Raw genomic sequence first — 18,767 nt, 5'->3', positions numbered from 1 at the left:
GCGGGGCGCCCCGGTTCCCGTACTCCCCCGCCCGGCCGCATGCCGCGGATCGGCGGCCGCGCTCCCCCGTGTCCCCCACAGGGCCCCGGCCATGGCCAGGCCCCCCAGTGGCAGAAGTCGGCCCTGAAACGTACGGCGATCCAACCGGCCCTCCCCAAGCGCACGGCATAGATGACGGGTCCATGCAAGCGGATGACCCGACGATCGGACGACGGTTGCGCCACGTTCATCCGTACGGGCGATGGGCGGGGACGGGTACGCAAAACGGCCGGGAATCGAACAGAAAACCGGCCCGGTGGGCCCATGCGTTACCGTGTCAGGGCTTTGTCCGACCGCCGCACAGCGACGCGGAGAACATGTCTGCCCTTGCACGCCCCTGTCCGGCGCCTTCCGCAGGTGCCGGGCCCACCGCCCTGCGGCCGCGTCCGGCCCGTCGTGCGCGAGCGGCGGCCCTGGCGGTCGTGATGGCGGGAACGGCCGCCCTGCTGGCCGGGTGCACGGAGACCGGGCCGCCCCGCAGCGCCGGGCACACCCCGCCCGTCTCCGGACCGGCGCGGCTGTGGCCCGACCGGCCGCCGGCGCCGCCGCCCTCGCCGGCCCCGGGCGGGGACGACACGCCGATGCCGCTGCCCGCGCTGGCCCGGGTGCCGTCGGGGGACATCCGCACGGTGCCGGTGCTCTCCGTCGTCCGGGCGCAGATCGCCGCCGATGCCCGGCGCGGCGCGCCGGCCTTCGAGAAGGGCACCGAGAACAAGATCGCCGCCTGTGCCGCGCAGCCGCGGTCGTGCCCGGTGCGGGCGCCGGAGTACCACGACCTGACCGGTGACGGGAAGCCCGAGCTGATCGTCGGCGTGGAGGGCACGGAACACGTGGTGGCCGTCTGGGTCTACACGCTCAAGGACGGCGTGGTGCACCGGATCCTGGACGCCGCCGGGACGCCGCGGTCGTTCGAGGTGACCGGCGGCAAGCTGATCATGCGGGAGCCGACCGAGACCCCCACCTACGAGATCCGCTCCGTCTACGGGTGGGACGGACAGGTCATGGTGCTGCAGTCCACGGAGTACGAGTGGCGCACCGCCCCGGCCCCCTCCCCTCCCCCAAGGCGTACGTCGTGAGCGCCCGTCGACCGCGCCTGCGCGGACGGGTGCGGCGGCTGCCCGCCTGGACGGCGACGCTCTACTGGAAGGCCGCCGTCTTCATCACCGCGATGTGCTGCCTGCTCGCCGTCATGGTCGGCGTCCTGGTGCACGTGCTGGTGGACCGCCAGACCCAGGACCGGGCGCGCGGCGCGGCCCTTGCGGAACTGGACCGCACCGTGGCCGCGTACGTCGCGGGGCAGCCCCTCGGCCGCGACGCGGCGGTGGACCCGCCGGACCTGCCCGCTCCCCTGCGCGAGATGGCGGTGCAGCGGCAGGAACGCGGAACGCAGCTCGCCGCCCACCGGGGCCGTCCGGTCATGTGGGCCGTCACGCCCGTCGCCGGCGGCAGGGCGCTGGCGGTCCGGCTGGACTACAGCGAGCAGGCGGCCGCCCTGCGCGGACTGGACCGCGCCATCACCGGCTCCGCCGGCGCCGCCGTCGTCGTCACCCTGGTGGCCGGACTGGTCTCCGTCTCCCGCATCACCCGCCGGCTGCACCACACCGCCCAGGTGGCCCGGCGCATCAGCACCGGTGACCTCGACGCCCGCGTGAAGGACCCGCGGGCCGAACGCCCCGGCCGGGCGCAGGACGAGGCCGCCGCGGTGGCGGCGGCGCTCGACGCGATGGCCGCCAGCCTCCAGGCGCGGCTGCACAGCGAACAGCGCTTCACCGCCGACGTCGCCCACGAACTGCGCACACCGCTGGCCGGGCTGCACGCCGCGGCGGGACTGCTGCCGCCCGGCCGCCCGACCGACATGGTGCGCGACCGGGTCGGCGCCCTGGTGCGGCTGACCGAGGACCTACTGGAGATCTCCCGGCTCGACGCACAGGTGGAGCGGGCCGACCTCGGCGTCCACCGGCTGGGCCCGCTGGCCGAGCGCGCGGTACGGGCCACGGGGACGGCGACCGAGGTCCGCGTCGTACGGGACGCCGAGGTGGAGACCGACCGGCGCCGGCTGGAGCGGGTGCTGGGCAACCTCGTCGCCAACGCCCACAAGCACGGCCGGCCGCCCGTCGTGGTCACCGTCGACGGCCGCCTTGTCACCGTTCGGGACCACGGCGACGGCTACCCCGCCTACCTCCTGCGGCAGGGCCCGCAGCGCTTCCGCAGCCAGTCGGGCGGCGCGGAGGGCGGCAGACGGACCGGGCACGGCCTGGGCCTGACGATCGCCACGGGCCAGGCGCAGGTCCTGGGCGCCACGCTCCGCTTCGCCAACGCCCCGGACGGCGGAGCCGTCACCGAGCTGCGCCTCCCGCCCGGGTCGGCCCCCGACGACCACGGAAGCGACGCGGTCGTCGCCTGGGATCGCCCTTGAGGGACGTTCCCCGCGGCGCCTGAGCGGCTGTCACTCCCCTGGCCCATCGCATCGATCGGTCCGGTACCGGCACGGGGAACGCATGGCATGGCGTGGCCCGCCGCGGGCAGACGCGTCGGCACACGAGCGAAGGGACATCGCATGAGCCACGGCGGAAACGTCATCGAGGAGCTGACCACCGACCACCGCGAGGTGGAATCCCTCTTCCGGCAGATCCAGTCGCTGCCGGCGGAGGACCCGCGGCGGCGGTCCCTGGCGGACGAGCTCACCATCGAGCTGGTACGGCACTCGGTCGCCGAGGAGGAGTACCTGTACCCGGCCGTGCGCGCGCACGTGGACGACGGGGCCGCGCTGGCGGAGAAGGAGATCTCCGACCACGCGCGGGTGGAGCGGCTGCTGAAGGACCTGGAGAGCGCGCGCCCCGGCGAGCACGCGTTCGAGGCCACGCTGGAGCAGCTGCGGGAAGAGGTGCTGCAACACGTGGCGGACGAGGAGAGCCGTCTGTTCACGTTGCTGCAGCGCGCCTGCTCCGCCGAGCAGCTCGACAAGCTCGGCGACAAGATCCGCAGGGCCAAGAAGACGGCACCGACCCGGCCCCACCCGTCCGCCCCCGACCGGCCGCCGGCCAACAAGCTCCTGGCGCCCGGTGCGGGGCTGGTCGACCGCGCGCGTGACCTGATCACCGGCCGCGGCCGCTGAGGGGGCTGTTTCGGACCGGCTTTCGGACCGGCTTTGGGACCGGCTTTCGGACCAGCGCCGTTTTCGCGGCGCTGGTCCTGACGGCCCCTCACTCGTAGCTGACGGCAACCTGGTACAGCGCCGGGTTTGCCGACACCTTCACGTCCGGGTCGTCCTCGAGGGCGCGCATCCGGGCCCGGAACTCCGGGTGGGACATGGCCGCCTCCCACGCCTCGCGGCTGTCCCAGTGAGCGACGTTGACCAGCTGGAAGCGTGTCTGCGAGGACATGGCCCGGTGCAGCCGTGAATCGCGGAATCCCGGCGCAGTACTCATGATGCGTGCACGTTCCTGCCATTGGGCGATGAACGCGTCGACCCGCTCGGCGGGCACCTCGATGACGTTGATGAACGTGACCGACGTGTCGCCGGTCGGTGTGCTGTCCTGACTCATGGAACGCATCGTCCTCCCTCAACCGCACTTGAGGTCAAGGCTGCAGGACCGGGCCGTCGCCGTGGACTACTTGGCACGTATCTTGCGACCCTTCGGCGGTTCGCATTCCGTGGCGGCGGCAATGAAGGGCTTGAGCGCGTCATGGAGCTTATTCAGCGAGTCGGGCCCGAGCTCGATCTGGTAATACTGGACAGAGGGGATCAATCTGGTTTCCAATTCGCCGCTCCCCTCCTCGCCATTCGCCGCGGCCCCGACCCGCACTTCCATACCCGGGACGGCGAACGTGTGCAGATGGACGTCCCCGGTCACGGTCGGGTCGAGATCGTCGTAGGATTCGACCTTCACCCATGTCTCCTGGGTGATGGACCGGCCTCCCACCGTCAATGTTCTGCCTCCCTTCCGCACGCCCGGCTCGCCTTGCCGCGATTCGTCTACCTCTATAAACCTGGTGCCCATCAGCGCCCCTTCTCAAGAACGAGCAAATCCTAGCCGGTGCCGGGTAGTTGCCCTTCCATCGGAAGGCGGCGCGGGATCCGCTGTTCTCGGGCGTCGAGCACTTCGGCAAGGCGATGTCCGGCATGCCGACGCCTCGGGCGGAATCTCAGCCGCCGGCCGGCGCCGGGGGGCTTCCCTTCGGCAGGCCGCCCCTCGTACCCGCGACCATGGCGCCGCCGATGGACCGTCCCGCCGATCCCGCCGCCTGCCCGATGAACCGCTGGACGCCGGAGGTCGCCTGTCTCAGGGCACCGTCCGCCCGGTCGACGGCGGGCAGGGTCCGCCCGAGCTCGTCACCCCCGGCCGGGGCCCCGCCCGCGGCATGGGCGACGGCGCCCGGGCCGGTGACGCCTGCACTCAGCGCGGCCGCGGTCAGGACCGTTGCCGCGAGAACTCGTCGCATCCGAACTCCTTCAGCCGATTCCGGCAAGACGGGCATATGTGGCAACAACGAGCCGGAGGAGCCCCCGGACACGTCACCGGTTCGCCGAACCGGCCTCCCGCTTGCCTCTTTCAGGTGATTGCCGTCGATTGTCGCGATGGGGTGATTTTCTGTCGCTACGGTGATCGGGCCAAAGGGGCCGGGGTCGGGGGTGGGCATGGAGCTGGGGTACTGGCTCGGGCGGGGCGTCGAAGCCTTCCGGGAGTGGGCGCGCACGTACGGCGAGTTCGCGGCGCACAGCGCGACGGCGGTCGACGACGCGGCCTGCGAGGCGGCGTTCGAGGAGCTGACCGCCCGGCTGCGGGGCAGTTATCCCTTCTTCCACCCCTGTTACGCAGGGCAGATGCTCAAACCGCCGCACCCGGTGGCGGTCGCCGGCTATGCGGCCGCCATGCTGGTCAACTCCAACAACCACGCGCTGGACGGCGGTCCGGCGACCTCCGTCATGGAGGAGGAGGTGGTGGAGCAGCTCGCGCAGATGGTCGGGTTCGCGACCCACCTGGGGCACCTGACCAGCAGCGGCACCCAGGCCAACCTGGAAGCCCTGTTCGTCGCCCGCGAGAGCCGCCCCGGCACGGGGGTGGCCGTCAGCGCCGAGGCGCACTACACGCACGCCCGGATGTGCCATCTGCTGGGCGTTCCCGTCCGCACCGTGCCGGTGGACGAGCGTGGGCGCATGGACATGGCCGCGTTGGAGCGGCTGCTGTCCACCGGGGCCGCCGGCACGGTCGTCGCCACCACGGGCACGACGGCGCTGGGTGCCGTCGACCCCCTGCACCGCATCGTCCCGCTGGCGCGCCGGTACGGGGTGCGCGTGCATGCCGACGCCGCTTACGGCGGCTTCTTCCGGCTGCTGGCCGACGCAGCGCCCGACGGGAGGCGGGCGCACCTCGCGCCGGAGACCGGGGACGCGCTGCGGGCGATGGCGCAGTGCGACTCGGTGGTGATCGATCCGCACAAGCACGGGCTGCAGCCGTACGGTTGTGGAGCGGTGCTGTTCGCGAACCCGGACGTCGCCCGGTTCTTCCGGCACGACTCGCCCTACACCTATTTCACCTCGCGCCGGCCCCACCTGGGGGAGATCGGCCTCGAATGCTCCCGCTCCGGTGCGGCCGCGGCGGCCGCGTGGCTGACGCTGAAGCTGCTGCCGCTCACCCCGGACGGGCTCGGGGCGGTGCTCGCCGCCGGACGGCGGGCCGCCGTCCGCTGGGCCGAGCTGATCGGCGCCTCCGCGTACCTGGATGCGTACCAGCCTCCCGAACTCGACATCGTGACGTACTACCCGGCGGCTCCGGGGAGTTCGCCGCCGTGCCTGTCCCGTGTCGGCGCGGCGAGCAAGGAGGTGATGCACCGGGGGATGAACGCCAAGGAGGACCCCGTCTTCCTCAGCGTCGCCCGGGTCACCGCCGGCGCGTTCACCGCCCGCCGCGCCGATGCCGTCGTGGACGGCGACGCCACCCACGTGTTGCGCAGCGTGCTGATGAAACCGGAGAGCGAGCTGTATCTGGAGCGCCTGCACCAGCGGGTGGAGCAGCTCGCCAAGGCGTCGCGTCCTGCTCCTCGCGGGGGCGGCCGGTGAACAGCGACATGGCGCCGGTCCCGCTGCCCCTGGCCACCGACGCGCGCATCCCCGCGCGGCCTCCGGCGGCCACGACCGCCGATTACGACCGGTACTTCCACATCGCGCGCCACGCGCCGGACCTGAGGTCCTGGACGTGCGGCCTGCTCCGGCTCCAGGCAGCCGTCCTCGCCGACCTTCCGCACACCGGTCTGGACGACTCCCAGCGTGCCGCGGTCCTGACCGGCCTGGTGCACGCCTCCCACGCTACGTTGGCCGCGTGGCTGCACGGCGAGACTGCCGGCGACCGGCCCTGCGACGACGGCCCGGGCGACGCACTGCGCCGCTGGAAACTCGGCCATCAGCTCTTCCATCTCCTGCTGACCACCATGAACAGCACCCTCGACGACACCGTGGCCGCCGTGGGCGCCGCACGGTGGGCCTCCGTCCGGCACGGCCTGGAGCGGTTGCGCACGCTGTACGACGCGGCCACCGCCGCCATGGCCTACGCCTCGGACTTCCCCGCCTGCGTCTATGCGGACGAGATTCGGCCCACGATGGAGCCGCCGTTCGCCGCACCGGGCTTCTCCGGAACCCTCAATCGGGAGCACCGGGTCATGACCGAGCGGACCCGCGCCCTCACCACCGCGCTCGGGAACCTGCCCGCGTCGACTCCCCTCCTCCCCGTGATCCGTCACGAGGAGACGCTGCTGCGGGCGGCCCAGCGAAGGAACCGGCAAGCGCACGCGGCGATCTGCGAGCGCTGCGTGCCGGACGGCGCCTCGCTCCTGGCCCGGCACACGACCCGGGAGGGGAGCGGCCGTGCAGCGGACGAGTGAGCCCGTGAGTCCCGCCCCGCGGACCGCGGGAGACATCGAGGGCATCGACGCACGCACCGGTCTGCGGCTTCTGGCCGATCTGGTCGACGAGGTCGTGTGGCTCGACCACTGCCCCGCCGTGAGCGCCTCGTTCCGGCCGGCGCCCGCCTGGCTCCGGCACGAGCCGGTCTCCGCGTGGCAGCCCGTGCCGGCACCCCCGCCCGGCCGGCCACCGTGCCCGCCCGATCCGCGCCGCGTCTGTGTGTCCTTCGCTCCCGAGCACGGCAACAACGCCCGTACCTGGGCCCGTACGCACGGCTACCGGCTGCTGGCCCCGGACGCCGGCGTCACGGCGTGGGCCGCCGACAAGATCAGCGCCACCCGGCTCTTCGCCGAGGCCGGCGTCCCCGTCCCGCCCTTCGTGGTGATCCCCGCGACGGGCCGCGAGCCGGCACAGGCGTACTGGAGCGGCCGGTGGCGGCAGGCCGTCGCCCAGCGGGCGGCGAACAACCTGCTCGGCCGCGGGACCGTCCTCGTCGACGGGCCGTCGAGCCTGCGGGCCCGCCTGGAGGCATGGCCGGACGAACCCGTCAAGCTCAGCCGCTTCGCACCCGGGATCTCCCTGACCGTCACCGCGTGCGCCGGGCCGGACCGGACCGTCGTCTCGGCGGTCTCCCACCAGCTCGTCGGGCTGCCCGAGCTGGCCGCCTCCTGGGGCGCGCACTGCGGCAACCAGCTCGTCGGCCCGGCCGACCTGCCCGAGGGGCTGTACGGGCAGGCCCGAGCGGCCGCGTACCAGGTGGGCGAGGTCCTGCGAGGACGCGGTTTCCGCGGGGTCTTCGGCCTGGACCTGGTGGAGGACGGCGGCCGGCTGCGGGCCGTCGAGGTCAATCCGCGCTTCCAGACGGTCGTGTCCCTGGTCCAGGCCGCCGAGGGCGCGGTGGGCCTGCTGCCGTCCCTGGGCCTGCACGTCCTGTCCTTCCTGCTTGACGCCCTGCCCCCTGCGGCGGCCGCAGACATGCCGCCCGGCCTGCGCCCCAGTCAGCTCGTGGTGCATGCCGGTACGGACGCCGTGGCGCTCCGTCCGGCCCCGACGGGGCGCTACCGCAGGGACGGACACGCGGTGACGGGACCGCTGCCCGGGCCGCCCGTGGTCTCCCGGCTGGCCGACGACGAGGCCCTGTGGTGGGCCGTCGCCCGCTCCGGGCCGCTCGTCGCGGGCCAGGAGCTGGCCCTCGTCCAGTTCCCGCGGCCGGTCGCGGAACTGCGGCCCCGCCCGCACCTGCGGTCCGGCGCCTCGGCCTGGGTCGCGGCCCTCGCCCCCGGCGCGGGAAGGGACGACGCGAACGCCGAGGCCGCGCCTCCCCCGCTGCCCCCACTGCGGCTGGACGAGCGGCGGATGCGCGAGGCGGGACGCCACGCCGTCGAACTCGTCATCGACCGGATGACCGGCCCCGGCTCCCGGCCGCCCTGCCACGCCCCCGCGCCCGCCGCTCTGCGCGCCCGCCTCGACGAGCCTCTCCCCGAGCACGGCACCCACGACCTGCCCGGCCTCCTCGACCACCTCACCGAGCGGGCGCTCGCCGAGGCGACCCGGCTGGACCACCCGCGCTGCTTCGCCTTCGTGCCCGCCACCGGCACCTTCCCGGCCGTGCTCGCCGACGCGCTGGCCTCCGCGTACCTCTCCGTCCCCGGCGCCTGGCTCGTCGGGGCGGGCCCCACTCAGATCGAACTGACCACCCTGCGCTGGCTGAAGACGTTCCTGGGCCTCCCGGAGGGCCACGGCGGCCTGTTCGTCAGCGGCGGGTCCACGGCCAACCTGACCTGTCTGGCCGTCGCCCGCGACCACCGGCTCGACGGCCGGCCGCAGCCGCACGCCCGGCTGTACTGCTCCTCCCAGGCCCACCCTTCCGTCGCACAGGCGGCGCACCTGCTGGGCCTCGCCCGGGAACAGCTCACCGTCCTGCCCCCGGACGACGACCTGCGCCTGGACGCCGGCGCCCTGGCGGGGCGCATCGCCCGCGACCGGCGCGCGGGGCTGCGTCCCTTCGCCGTCGTCGCCACGCTGGGGACGACCGGCACCGGGGCCGTCGACCCGCTCGACCGCCTGGCCGATCTGTGCGAGGAGGAGGACCTGTGGCTGCATGTCGACGGCGCCCACGGCGCGGCCGTCGCCGGCACCTCACGCGGTCACCCTCTGCGCGGTGCACTCGGCCGGGCCGACTCCCTCACCGTCGACCCGCACAAATGGCTGTTCCAGCCCTACGAGATCGGCTGTGCCCTGCTGCGCCGCCCCGAGCTGCTCCCGGAGACCTTCGGCATGGCCCGCCACGCCCTGGACCAGGGGTATCTCCGCCCCGCCCATCCGGGCGCCCCGGCCCGCGAGGAGGTCGACCTCTCCGACTACGGCCCGCAGCAGAGCCGCGGCCTGCGGGCTCTGAAGCTGTGGCTCTCCCTGAAGACCTTCGGCGCCGCGGCCTTCCGCCAGGCCATCGAGCAGGGAGCGGACCTCGCCGAGTACGCCGCCGGACTCGTCGAGGCCCACCCCGAGCTGGAGCTGGTCACGCCGCCGAGCCTGGCCATCCTCACCTTCCGCTGCCGGCCCCGGGGTGCGCCCGCGACCTGGGACGCCGACGCGGCGCAGGCGCACATCAGCCGGAGGGTGTGCGCCGACGGCGGAGCCGTTCTCCTCACCACCACGGTGCGAGGAGCCACCGTGCTGCGCATGTGCACCATCAACCCCACCAGCACCCGTGCCGACGCCGCGTACGTCCTGGACCTGGTCACCCGCTACGGCCGCGAGACCTGACACGGCCACCGCACGGCCACCCGGTCAGAGGACCACCAGCGCCGACGGACCGGTGATCCGCCCCACCCCGCCCTTCGACGCGCACGCCAGCGGGTCGAGCGTGGCCTGAAGCCCCGGCGAGGCCACCGTCCGTCCCGCGAACTTCCCCTGCGTCACCCGGCCCACGACCAGGACGACCGCCTGCCCGGCCACCTGCTGGACGTTCCCCATGCGGTACACGACCGTCGTCCGCTCCCCCGTGTTCCAGGTGATCCGCTCGACCGTGGTCGCATCGGAGAAGAAGCAGCCGTTCCACCCGCCCCCGCTGATCGAGGACGTCCCCGACCGCAGCGCCGGGTCGGTGGAAACACAGCGGTACGCACCGCTGCCGCCGATCCGGGTCCGTTGCGCCGCCAGCGACAGACCGGGCGAGAACGCGATGGTGTTGCTCCCCGCGCAGCTCACGGCCGCACGTGATGGGTGTGCCGAGGCATCGGGCGCCGCGTGCACCAGCGCGGCCAGCGACGCCGCCACCACGCACCCGAGCCTTCGGCCCCATGAGACCGCTCCGCCCATGTCCGCCCACCCCTCCCGCCATGCCACCGCGTACCCGACGACAGCATCTTTGCGTTCGGGCCCGCAGTACGTCCGGCGCACGACCAGGAAGCCGGTGACGAGCAGCAGCACGCGATCCCCGTACGGCGCAGGAGCCCGCCGGCGCGCCCCGCTACACGTGGGCCACGGGGTGCAGGCGCCGGGCGGTCAGCGCCACGGCCACGGCGGCAGTGAGCAGCCCCAGCACCGTCAGCGCCAGTGGGGCTCCCGGCGGCGTTCCCAGGGCGTCACAGGTCGATGCCCCGCAGGCGCGGGGAGGATGCCCGACCAGGGCGAGTGCGGCTCCCGCCGCCGGCGGCCCCGCCGCGCCACCGAGCATGGCGCACGTGGTCGCCGCTGCCACCCCTTGCGCGGTGCGGTGCGACGTGCGGCCGCAGCTGAGCACGGTCATGGCGGAGCCGTTGGCCAGGCCGAGGCCGCTTCCCACGAAGGCGCACGCGCCACTGATCAACCACAGGGGCGTGGGGTGCCACTGGCCGCAGCCGCTGATGAGCATGCCGGCTGCCAGGCACATCAGCCCGGTGCGCATGAGAGGGGCGCCGTCGCGGTGTTCACCGGTCCGCCGGGCGGCCAGGCGCGCGGTGAGGACGGCGGGGGCCGCGGCAGGCAGGGCGACGAGCGCCGCCGGGAGCGGACTCAGGCCGTAGGAGCGGGTGAGAGTGAAGTAGGTGAGGAAGGTGAAGGCGGAGTTCGCGGCGAAGAGTGCCGGCAGGACGAGCAGGGCTCGGCGCGTGGCCGCCTGCCGCAGCAGCCCGGCATCCACAGCGCTCCGTGGGGCACGTCGTGTGCGCAGGACGAGAAGACCGGTCAGTGTCGCGGTCAGCAACCCGATCACTGCCCGTGCCGGTGGGGAAGCGGTGGCCGCCGGGGCGGTCAGCGTGATCAGCGCGGCGACAGCGGCGGCGGTGCACAGGGTGATGCCGACGACGTCCGCAGCGTGCCGGGGCGGCGTCGGTGGAGGGCGGCCGCCGGGCGCGTGAAGGGTGCAGACCGCACTGGCGGTCGCGAGGAGGGTGAGGGCGCCGAAGACCGCCCGCCAGCCCATCAGGCCGGTGAGCAGTCCACCCAGCACGGGCCCCAGGCAGGAGGCCGCGGCGGCGGTGGAGACCCACCCCGCGACGGCATGCGGCTCGCTGTCCGTTCCGCCGCGAAGAGTGAGCAGAAGGGCGAGGCTGACGGGCGAGAGGGCGGCGCCGCCGACGCCCTGGACCAGCCGGGCGGCGATGACGACGGCGGGGGTGGCGGCCGCGGTGGCCAGCAGGCTTGCCACGGCAAAGACGGCCAGGGCGACGAGCAGGACACGGCGGGCACCGTACCGGTCGGCGAAGTGGCTCACCCCGAGTTGCAGGGGACCGCAGGTGAGTTGATAGGCGGAGGCGAACCACTGGGTCCGGACGGGGTCCATCCCCAGGTCGGTCGCGACCGCGGGCACGGCCGCCGTGACCGAGGCGATGGCGAGTGCTCCGCAGAGCAGCGCCGCATGGCAGGCGAAGGGGGCGAGAGACGGTGGGCGGCCGGGCGTCGCCGTCCGCGCCCGCGCGTGGTCCGGTGGGCCGGGACTCACAGGTAGTACCCGTCGGGACGGACGATGCACGGCTGCCGCCCGGCCGCGGACCGGACGGTCACCATGGGCAGCGTGACGGCGGGTGCCCGGGCATCCGTCGTGCCCCGGGCGGAGGTCAGGTGCACATGGTGGCCTGCTCTGAGGGCCTCGAACAGCCGGCCCGGGGCGGTGGTCGCCGTGGCCAGCAGCGGCGCATCCGGGGCCCGCGCGCCGCTCCGGGGGCCCGTGCCGCGCCGCGTGGCGCTTGCCGGCAGGCCGGCCAGGCGGGCGGCGAGGCGTCGGCGCGGGAGGGGCGGGCGAAGGGCCGTGCGGACGAGGGCGCGAAGCGCGTGCCCCCAGGGCGAGGGCAGCGCGTTGACGTGGAGCATGGCGGCGGTGAGCCGCATGACGTGGGCGGCGCTGCGCCGCCGTTCCTCGGCGTAGGCGTCCAGCAGTGCCTCGTGGCGGGGCTCGGTGACGGCCGCCGCGAGGCGCCATCCCAGGCTCATGGCGTCGGCCAGGCCGGTGTTGAGGCCCTGGCCGCCGGTGGGTGGGTGGACGTGAGCGGCATCACCCACCAGCACGACGCGGTGCCGCCGGTAGCGGGCCGCGTGGCGGTGCTCGCAGCGGTAGCGGCTGAGCCACTCGACCTCGCGCAGCGCGAGCTCGCGGCCCGCGATCCGGCACAGCAGCGCCTGGATGCGGGCCGTGTCGCGGGCGTCGGCCCGGGCGGCATGGGCTTCGGGGCGACGGTAGGGGTAGAGGATGACGCGCCAGCGTCCGTCGCCGAACGGCAGGAGCAGCACCATGCCGTCCAGTCCCCATCGGCTCCATGGCTGTTGCGGCTCGAAGTCGAGCCGTGCGTCGACCGAAATGACGTCGTAGGGGTGCACGGTGCGTGACGCGGCTATGCCCGACAGCCGGCGCACGGCACTCCGGGCGCCGTCGCACCCGGCGATGTAGGCGGCACGTATTCGCCGCACGTTCCCCGAACGCCGGACGGTCAGCTCGGTGCCCGCCTCGTCCTGCCGGATTCCGGTGACTTCCGCCCCGCGGGCGATGAGGGCGCCGCTGTTGAGGGCGTACTCCTCCAACAGCACTGTGGTGCGGTGCTGAGGCAGCGCGAGCGCATAAGGAAAGGGGCTGTCGAGCGCGGCGAAAGGCGCAATGGATCCTTCGGAACCCAGGGGGTAGTGCCGGTACCGGTGTCCGTGGGCGAGAAAGGGTTCGGCAATTCCGCGCATGTCGAGGAATTCCAGGGTCCGGGAGTGCAGGACGAGGGCACGGGTCGCCTGCGGCAGCCGGACATTTCGTTCGAGCACGAGACAACTGATCCCCCGAAGGCCCAGCTCCCCGGCCAACTGCAGACCGACGGGCCCGCCTCCGACCACGGCGACCTGAACCGTATCGGGCAAGGGCGTGACGCCGGTCATGCGGTGAATTCCTTTGTCCGTCCTCCCGCTGACCGGTCCAGGCTGGCATCCGGCATCGCACGTGTCCAGAGCGTCTCGGCCCGACCCCACGGGTCACGACCGGTGCGATTTTCCTACTTACATAGGGCCCGTTGACCGTCCGAGAGGCTCCTGCGAAGGTGACCGCGGCACGTTCGCGCACTCCTCGTCCAGCCGAACGGAGAACGATGGGCCATTCCATCGGCGATCACGCCTACGGCGAATGCGGAATCGAATTCCTCCTCGTGGACCGGTCCGGCCCGCACCACCGGGTACGCCGGTTCCGGGCGGACGTCCGCCTGCTGATGGACCACCCCGAGGTCTACCAGGAGGGGGACAACACCCGTTTGATCCCCGTGAGTTCGATCAGCAACTCCGTCCTGGCACTCGGCGCCCGGCACACGGCGTCCGAACCCGAACCCTATGCGCTCGCCCTTGCCGAGCACTTCCTCGCCGCGACGCCGTGCGTCCGGATCGCCGAGGTGCACCTGACCGCCGCCGAGTTCTCCCCGCTCCCGTGCGACCGGCCGGCCTCCGCGGCGCAGCACTTCTGCGCCCTGCCCCGCCCCCAGGACCACACGCACCTCACGCTCCCGCGCCACGGCGAACCCGTGGTGCGCAGCAGTCTGGTGAATCTGGAGCTGTTCGCGACCGGCGGCGCGACGTTCACGGGATTCGAGCGCGACGCCTACACCACCACGCCGGCCTTCACCGACCGGGTCTTCGGCGCCCGGCTGAACGTGACGTGGCGGCACGCCGGGACGGACACCGACCATCGCCAGTGCCGTGCCCGCGCCGAACAGGCCGTCGTCACGGCCTTCGGCGAGCACACCAGCCGCTCCAGTCAGCACACCTTCCACCATCTGGGCACCGCCGTGCTGGACGCCTGCCCGGACGTCGCGGAGGTCCGCGTCGAGGGGGCCCATCTGACCCGCAGCCCGGTGGACCTGGCCCCGTTCGGAGTCGGCAACGAAGGCCGCGTCTACACGGCGACGGACCACCAGCAGAGCACCGTCACCGTCGACATCCACCGCACCTGAGCATCAGGGATCGAGGAGAGGGACCGCGTGAACACCACACGATTGCGCCGAGCCCGCGGACTTGCCGTGAGCGTCGCCGTCATGGCGGCGACGCTCACGCCCACGGCCCGGACGGCACAGGCCGACGGCCGGCCGTCCGGCACCCTCCTGACATGCGCCGGCACCGTCGCCGCCTCCTACGCACCGGGGCTGACCTTCGCGCCGAGAGCCACCTCCGTCACGTCCCGGGCAGTCGTCGGATGCCCTCTCTCGACGGACGGCAGGTTCGCCTCGGCGACCTTCGGCGGAGACTCCGCCGGCACCTTGTCCTGCCTCCTGGGGCCCGCGAGCGGCACCCTCACGTTCCACTGGGGCCACGACAAGGGTGAGGGCAAGGGGAAGGCGTCCCCCCACCACGGCGACCCCGGCGACGCGACGTCGACCGCCTCGATCCACAGCCTGGCAGCCGTACGCCCGAACGGAAACATCGTCACCGTGAGCACGGGAACCATCACCGACGGCGCCTTCAAGGGAGCAACCGTCGTCACCGAGGTGACCCTGCTCGCCTCCCGGCAGGCCGCCTGTCTCACCCCCCACGGCCTCACCTCCGCCTCGGGGCCCACCACCGTGACCCTCACCCGGATCTGAGAGGGCGTTCGTCCGGCGGGGACGGGGGGAACGCGGCCGCACGGTGTGCAGCGTTCACCCGTCCGCGCGCGCCCGGGTGATGAGCCGGTCCAGGAGCGCGAGCAGGCAGCCGCGGACGTCCTCCCGGGAGCGGGCGTCGAGCAGGAGGACGGGGGTCTTCGGATCCCTCAGGTGCAGGGCGGCCCTGATCTCCTCGGTGGTGTACGGCTGCTCGCCGTTGAAGCAGTTCGCGCCGACGACGAACGGCAGTCCGCGGTTCTCGAAGAAGTCGACGGCGGGGAAGCTGCGGTCCAGCCTCCGGGTGTCGACCAGGACGATCGCGCCGAGTGCCCCGTGCAACAGGTCGTCCCACATGAACCAGAAGCGTTCCTGACCGGGTGTGCCGAACAGGTACAGGACCACTCCGGCGTCGGTGAGGGTGATGCGGCCGAAGTCCATCGCGACCGTGGTCGCCGTCTTGCTCTCGATGCCGTCGAGGTCGTCGACCCCGACGCCCGCGGACGTCAGCCGCTCCTCGGTACGCAGCGGATCGATCTCGGAGATCGCCTCGACCAGCGTCGTCTTGCCGACGCCGAAGCCGCCGGCTATGAGGATCTTGACGGGGGACGCCTGCGGTGCGGCGGTGTCGGCGGTGTCAGAGGCGGGCAAGGTTGTCCTTGATCTTCATGAGCAGGTGGACGTTGGAGGTCTCGGAGGCGTCCAGCGGCGGCCGGTGGCGGATCAGACCGCGCTCCAGCAGCTCGCCGAGCAGGACCACCATGGGAGTCAGCCGCATCCCCATCCGGGCGGCGATCTCGGCGACCGCCCGTCCGGTCGGCGGCGCGCACAGGGTGAGGATCTCCTGCCACTCCGTGGGCAGGCTTCCGTGACCGTGGTCGGCGCCGGCGGCTGCCGTGATCACCGTGTCCATCGTCAGGCCATGGTGGGACGCGGCGGTACGCCCGTCGGTGAGGGCGTACAGCCGCGTCCGGCGGCGCCGTCCGGGCGGGGGCTCGGTCGTCATGACGACGTGGGCGCCTGTGAGCGTTCGGGGGTGTCCAGCCACTCGCCGAGCGCCTGCGCGGCGCGGACCGTCTCGCCGCCCAGCTCGCCGAGCCGTGCCTTGCGGGAGGCCACCACGATCAGCGTGCTGCCCGATCCGCAGCCGACGATGCACAGGTACCGGTCGTCCATCTCGACGAGTTGGCGGATCACTTGGCCGCCGTCGATCTCGCGCGAGATGGCCTTCATGGTGGAGGCGATGCCGGAGGCCGCCGCGGCCACCCGTTCGGCCTGATCCCGCTCCAGCATGTAGGCGCTGAGCCTGATCCCGTCGTTGGCGAGGAGTACGGCTCCCCGGATCCCCGCGATCCTGCTCAGGTTGTTGTCCAGGATGCTGTAGATCGCATCGTTCTGTGGCGTCGTCATGGCTGGTCCTGTCGGAGCTCGAGTTCCACTTGCCGGGTGCTGTCTTCGTAGTCCGCCCAGGCGTCGGCCACCTCTTCGGGCGTGGCCGCGTCCCGGCCGACCGGTTCGGCCGCACGCGGCTCGCGCAGCCGCCGGGAGATGTGGGTCTGCGGGACGCGCTCGGGGAGAGCCGGCCGGGCGGGAGCCTCCCCCGAGGCGCCGGGGGCAGGGGTGGGGGCGGGAGTGTGCGCCGGAGCACCGGTGCGCTGCCGTACGACGAGCTTGGGCAGCCGCTCCTCGGCGGGCCGCGGTACGGGCGCGGCCTCCTTCGTCGGCTCGGGCGGCGGCGCGGTACTGTGCCGGGCGGCCGGCACGAGGTGCTCGCTCGGGACGATCACCACCGCGGAGGTGCCGCCGAACGCCGACCGGCGCAGCGTGACCGTCGCCCCGAGCTGGTCGGCGAGGTGTCCGACCACGAAGAGGCCGAGCCGGTGCGCGTTGCGGGCCAGCACGGAGTACGGCGGGGCCGAGTGCAGCCGGTCGTTCATCTCCTCGTACCGCTCGGCGCTCACGCGCGGGCCGCGGTCCTCGATTTCGATGCACAGACCGTCGCCGACCAGTTCGGCCCGGATGGCGACCCGCGCCGTCGGCGGGGAGAAGCGCGTGGCGTTGTCCAGCAGCTCTGCCAGGAGGTGGCTGAGCTGGCTGATCACGCCGGCCTCCACCCCGGCCTCGTCCATGGCGTGCCGGTCGATGCGCCGGAAGTCCTCGACCTCGGCGGCCGCCTCCCGCAGCAGGTCGGCGATGCGCATGGGCTCCATGTGCGGGTCGGAGATCTCGCCGCCCGCCAGGATGAGCAGGTTCTCGATCTGCCTGCGCATGCCCACCGTGAGCTGATCGGACCTCATGAGCTCGGCGAGGAGTGCCTCGTCCTGGCCGAAGGTGTCCTGGATGTGCTCGGTGAGGGCGAGCTGCCGGCTGACCAGGTTGCCGGTCCGTGCGGCGATACCGGAGGCGAACACGCTGAAGCCCTGCCGCTCGTCGGCGAGCTTGCGGTGTCCCTCGACGGAGACGGCGACGGCGTGGGCGAAGGCGTCGCTGATCCGGCCGACCTCGTCCCGTTCGCCCCTGACCTGCGGCAGTGCGCCGGTGTCGACGTCCTCTCCGCGCTGGAGGCGCTCCACGACGGCGGGGAGGGTCTCCTCTGCGACCTTCACCGTGCGGTTGTGCAGGGAGCGCAGGCGGCGCAGGACCGATCGCGTGGTGAAGGCCACGACGGCGACGACCAGCAGGAGGCCGGCACCGCTGGCGGCCACCAGCAGGACCACCTGGTCCTCCAGCTGCGCCGCCCGGTCGTCGGCGTGTTCGAGCAGCTCCTGCAGCTCGCTTTCGTCGAGGGTGGCCAGCTGGGCGGAAAGGGTGTTGTAGGCGGCCCGCCAGTCGCGGACGTCCGGCGGCAGGGCGACGCCGGAAGCGGAATCCCGGTGGTCGGAGACGATCGCGTTCTCGATGCGGGACTTGGTCTGCCAGGCGTTCGAGGTGAGGATGCGCTGCAGGGCGTCCTGGTCGTCGAGGGGCAGGTCGACGGTGATCGTGTCGTACAGGTAGCCGCTCGCGCCCACGGCTTCGGTGAATTCACGGAACCTGGTGGACGTCAGCTTTCCGGAGGGGCCCGCCAGCGCGAGGATGGCGTCCTCGCGAGCGACCACCTCCGCTGCCGAGAACAGGGCCACGAGGGACGTCGCCTCCTGCGTGAGCCCGCCGTCGTCGACGTGGTTGAACTCTCCGAAGCAGTGGATCGTTCCGCCGATCACGTCGGTGTAGTACTCGACGGCATCGTCCGGGCTGCCGTGGCGTGCGTCGGCGCGTTCGCGCTGCGCACCCAGGTCGGCCAGGCGCCGCGCGACGTCGCGCAGGCGCTCCTTCCCCCGGTCGGAATGGAACTGATCGGGGTCCGACGACTTCAGGAACGCGGCCACGGCCCGGTCGGTGTCGGCCCGGCGGTCGCGCAGATCGGCGCCGGGCACGGGCATGCCCGACCACCACGCGGCGGTGATCGCGCGCTCGGACTGCAGGGCGGTCATGAGCCGGTACAGGGGTACGCCGATCTGCCGGCCGGCCACCACGTCCTTGCGCAGATGCCGGGACTCCTGCACCGATCGGTCGGAGCTGATGAGGACCTGGACGCCCATGGCCACGGTGGGCACCACCGCGAGCGAGACGAGCAGGGTACGCAGGCGCACGGCCCGTCGTCGCCTGCTTCGTACCGGCTTGCCCGGGTCTTCGGATCCTGTGGGAGTCATCAGTCCTCGTCAAACACAGCCGGTCATTTCGGAGTGGATGCCGATCATAACCAGCCAACTCCGGGAGGCAGGACCCGGATGCGTGGCTGGATATGCCCTAAGTGGCGGCTTGGCCGG

Annotated in this window: 18 protein-coding genes; 8 read left to right on the top strand and 10 right to left on the bottom strand. The window is 73.1% G+C overall.

What is annotated here, in order from left to right:
• Positions 1 to 464: 464 nt before the first annotated feature.
• From AC27L3_RS12780 to AC27L3_RS12770, 3 genes are all read left to right on the top strand, one after another.
• Complete coding sequence (locus AC27L3_RS12780) at positions 465 to 1,115, top strand: hypothetical protein (protein ID WP_487234137.1); 651 nt, start codon at positions 465 to 467, stop codon at positions 1,113 to 1,115.
• Complete coding sequence (locus tag AC27L3_RS12775; RefSeq protein ID WP_487234136.1) at positions 1,112 to 2,455, top strand: sensor histidine kinase; 1,344 nt, start codon at positions 1,112 to 1,114, stop codon at positions 2,453 to 2,455. The genes AC27L3_RS12780 and AC27L3_RS12775 overlap by 4 nt, the downstream gene beginning before the upstream one ends.
• 141 nt (positions 2,456 to 2,596) lie before the next feature.
• Positions 2,597 to 3,154: a hemerythrin domain-containing protein gene (locus tag AC27L3_RS12770; RefSeq protein ID WP_487234135.1), complete on the top strand. Its 558-nt coding sequence runs from the start codon at positions 2,597 to 2,599 to the stop codon at positions 3,152 to 3,154.
• 88 nt (positions 3,155 to 3,242) lie between these two features.
• Here the strand turns inward: AC27L3_RS12770 and AC27L3_RS12765 are convergent, their stop codons facing one another.
• The 3 genes from AC27L3_RS12765 to AC27L3_RS12755 form a co-directional block, all read right to left on the bottom strand.
• On the bottom strand, positions 3,243 to 3,584 hold the full coding sequence (locus tag AC27L3_RS12765) for an antibiotic biosynthesis monooxygenase family protein (RefSeq protein WP_487234134.1): 342 nt from the start codon (positions 3,582 to 3,584) through the stop codon (positions 3,243 to 3,245).
• 66 nt (positions 3,585 to 3,650) lie between these two features.
• Positions 3,651 to 3,929, bottom strand: a complete 279-nt coding sequence (locus tag AC27L3_RS12760) for a hypothetical protein (RefSeq protein ID WP_487234133.1) — start codon at positions 3,927 to 3,929, stop codon at positions 3,651 to 3,653.
• A 256-nt stretch (positions 3,930 to 4,185) separates the two neighbouring features.
• On the bottom strand, positions 4,186 to 4,482 hold the full coding sequence (locus AC27L3_RS12755) for an ATP-binding protein (RefSeq protein WP_487234132.1): 297 nt from the start codon (positions 4,480 to 4,482) through the stop codon (positions 4,186 to 4,188).
• A gap of 196 nt (positions 4,483 to 4,678) precedes the next feature.
• Between AC27L3_RS12755 and AC27L3_RS12750 the strand changes: the two genes are divergently transcribed.
• From AC27L3_RS12750 to AC27L3_RS12740, 3 genes are read left to right on the top strand one after another with little or no spacing between them, the layout of a single operon-like run.
• Positions 4,679 to 6,100, top strand: coding sequence for a pyridoxal phosphate-dependent decarboxylase family protein (locus AC27L3_RS12750; protein WP_487234195.1), 1,422 nt, complete (start codon positions 4,679 to 4,681; stop codon positions 6,098 to 6,100).
• Positions 6,097 to 6,918, top strand: a complete 822-nt coding sequence (locus AC27L3_RS12745; RefSeq protein ID WP_487234131.1) for a hypothetical protein — start codon at positions 6,097 to 6,099, stop codon at positions 6,916 to 6,918. The genes AC27L3_RS12750 and AC27L3_RS12745 overlap by 4 nt, the downstream gene beginning before the upstream one ends.
• 4 nt (positions 6,919 to 6,922) lie before the next feature.
• The gene (locus AC27L3_RS12740) at positions 6,923 to 9,706 is read left to right on the top strand and encodes a pyridoxal-dependent decarboxylase (protein ID WP_487234130.1); all 2,784 of its coding nucleotides are present in this window, start codon (positions 6,923 to 6,925) and stop codon (positions 9,704 to 9,706) included.
• Positions 9,707 to 9,730: 24 nt separating this feature from the next.
• Here the strand turns inward: AC27L3_RS12740 and AC27L3_RS12735 are convergent, their stop codons facing one another.
• Genes AC27L3_RS12735 through AC27L3_RS12725 form a run of 3 tightly spaced genes read right to left on the bottom strand, consistent with a single transcriptional unit; the run spans position 9,731 to position 13,276 of the window.
• The gene (locus AC27L3_RS12735) at positions 9,731 to 10,372 is read right to left on the bottom strand and encodes a hypothetical protein (protein WP_487234129.1); all 642 of its coding nucleotides are present in this window, start codon (positions 10,370 to 10,372) and stop codon (positions 9,731 to 9,733) included.
• A 40-nt stretch (positions 10,373 to 10,412) separates the two neighbouring features.
• The gene (locus AC27L3_RS12730) at positions 10,413 to 11,864 is read right to left on the bottom strand and encodes an MFS transporter (protein WP_487234128.1); all 1,452 of its coding nucleotides are present in this window, start codon (positions 11,862 to 11,864) and stop codon (positions 10,413 to 10,415) included.
• The gene (locus AC27L3_RS12725) at positions 11,861 to 13,276 is read right to left on the bottom strand and encodes an FAD-dependent monooxygenase (RefSeq protein ID WP_487234127.1); all 1,416 of its coding nucleotides are present in this window, start codon (positions 13,274 to 13,276) and stop codon (positions 11,861 to 11,863) included. Before AC27L3_RS12725 ends, AC27L3_RS12730 begins: the two co-directional genes overlap by 4 nt.
• 206 nt (positions 13,277 to 13,482) lie before the next feature.
• On the opposite strand from AC27L3_RS12725, the gene AC27L3_RS12720 reads away from it, so the two are divergent.
• Both AC27L3_RS12720 and AC27L3_RS12715 read left to right on the top strand, forming a co-directional pair.
• Positions 13,483 to 14,334, top strand: a complete 852-nt coding sequence (locus AC27L3_RS12720) for a hypothetical protein (RefSeq protein ID WP_487234126.1) — start codon at positions 13,483 to 13,485, stop codon at positions 14,332 to 14,334.
• A gap of 66 nt (positions 14,335 to 14,400) precedes the next feature.
• Positions 14,401 to 14,961, top strand: coding sequence for a hypothetical protein (locus AC27L3_RS12715; protein WP_487234125.1), 561 nt, complete (start codon positions 14,401 to 14,403; stop codon positions 14,959 to 14,961).
• A gap of 54 nt (positions 14,962 to 15,015) precedes the next feature.
• On the opposite strand, the gene AC27L3_RS12710 is transcribed toward AC27L3_RS12715, so the two are convergent.
• From AC27L3_RS12710 to AC27L3_RS12695, 4 genes are read right to left on the bottom strand one after another with little or no spacing between them, the layout of a single operon-like run.
• A complete protein-coding gene (locus AC27L3_RS12710) occupies positions 15,016 to 15,609 on the bottom strand; it encodes a GTP-binding protein (protein WP_487234124.1) in 594 nt (197 codons plus the stop codon).
• The gene (locus AC27L3_RS12705) at positions 15,596 to 15,964 is read right to left on the bottom strand and encodes a DUF742 domain-containing protein (RefSeq protein ID WP_487234123.1); all 369 of its coding nucleotides are present in this window, start codon (positions 15,962 to 15,964) and stop codon (positions 15,596 to 15,598) included. The genes AC27L3_RS12710 and AC27L3_RS12705 overlap by 14 nt, the downstream gene beginning before the upstream one ends.
• Entirely contained in the window at positions 15,961 to 16,368 is a 408-nt protein-coding gene (locus AC27L3_RS12700) for a roadblock/LC7 domain-containing protein (RefSeq protein WP_487234122.1), read from the bottom strand. Before AC27L3_RS12700 ends, AC27L3_RS12705 begins: the two co-directional genes overlap by 4 nt.
• Positions 16,365 to 18,590, bottom strand: a complete 2,226-nt coding sequence (locus AC27L3_RS12695; RefSeq protein WP_487234121.1) for a sensor histidine kinase — start codon at positions 18,588 to 18,590, stop codon at positions 16,365 to 16,367. The genes AC27L3_RS12700 and AC27L3_RS12695 overlap by 4 nt, the downstream gene beginning before the upstream one ends.
• Positions 18,591 to 18,767: the final 177 nt, after the last annotated feature.

Source organism: Streptomyces sp. PKA51 (assembly GCF_057552455.1).
The sequence above is the reverse complement of the archived record's forward strand: the minus strand, read 5'-3'. Positions and strand labels throughout refer to the sequence as shown.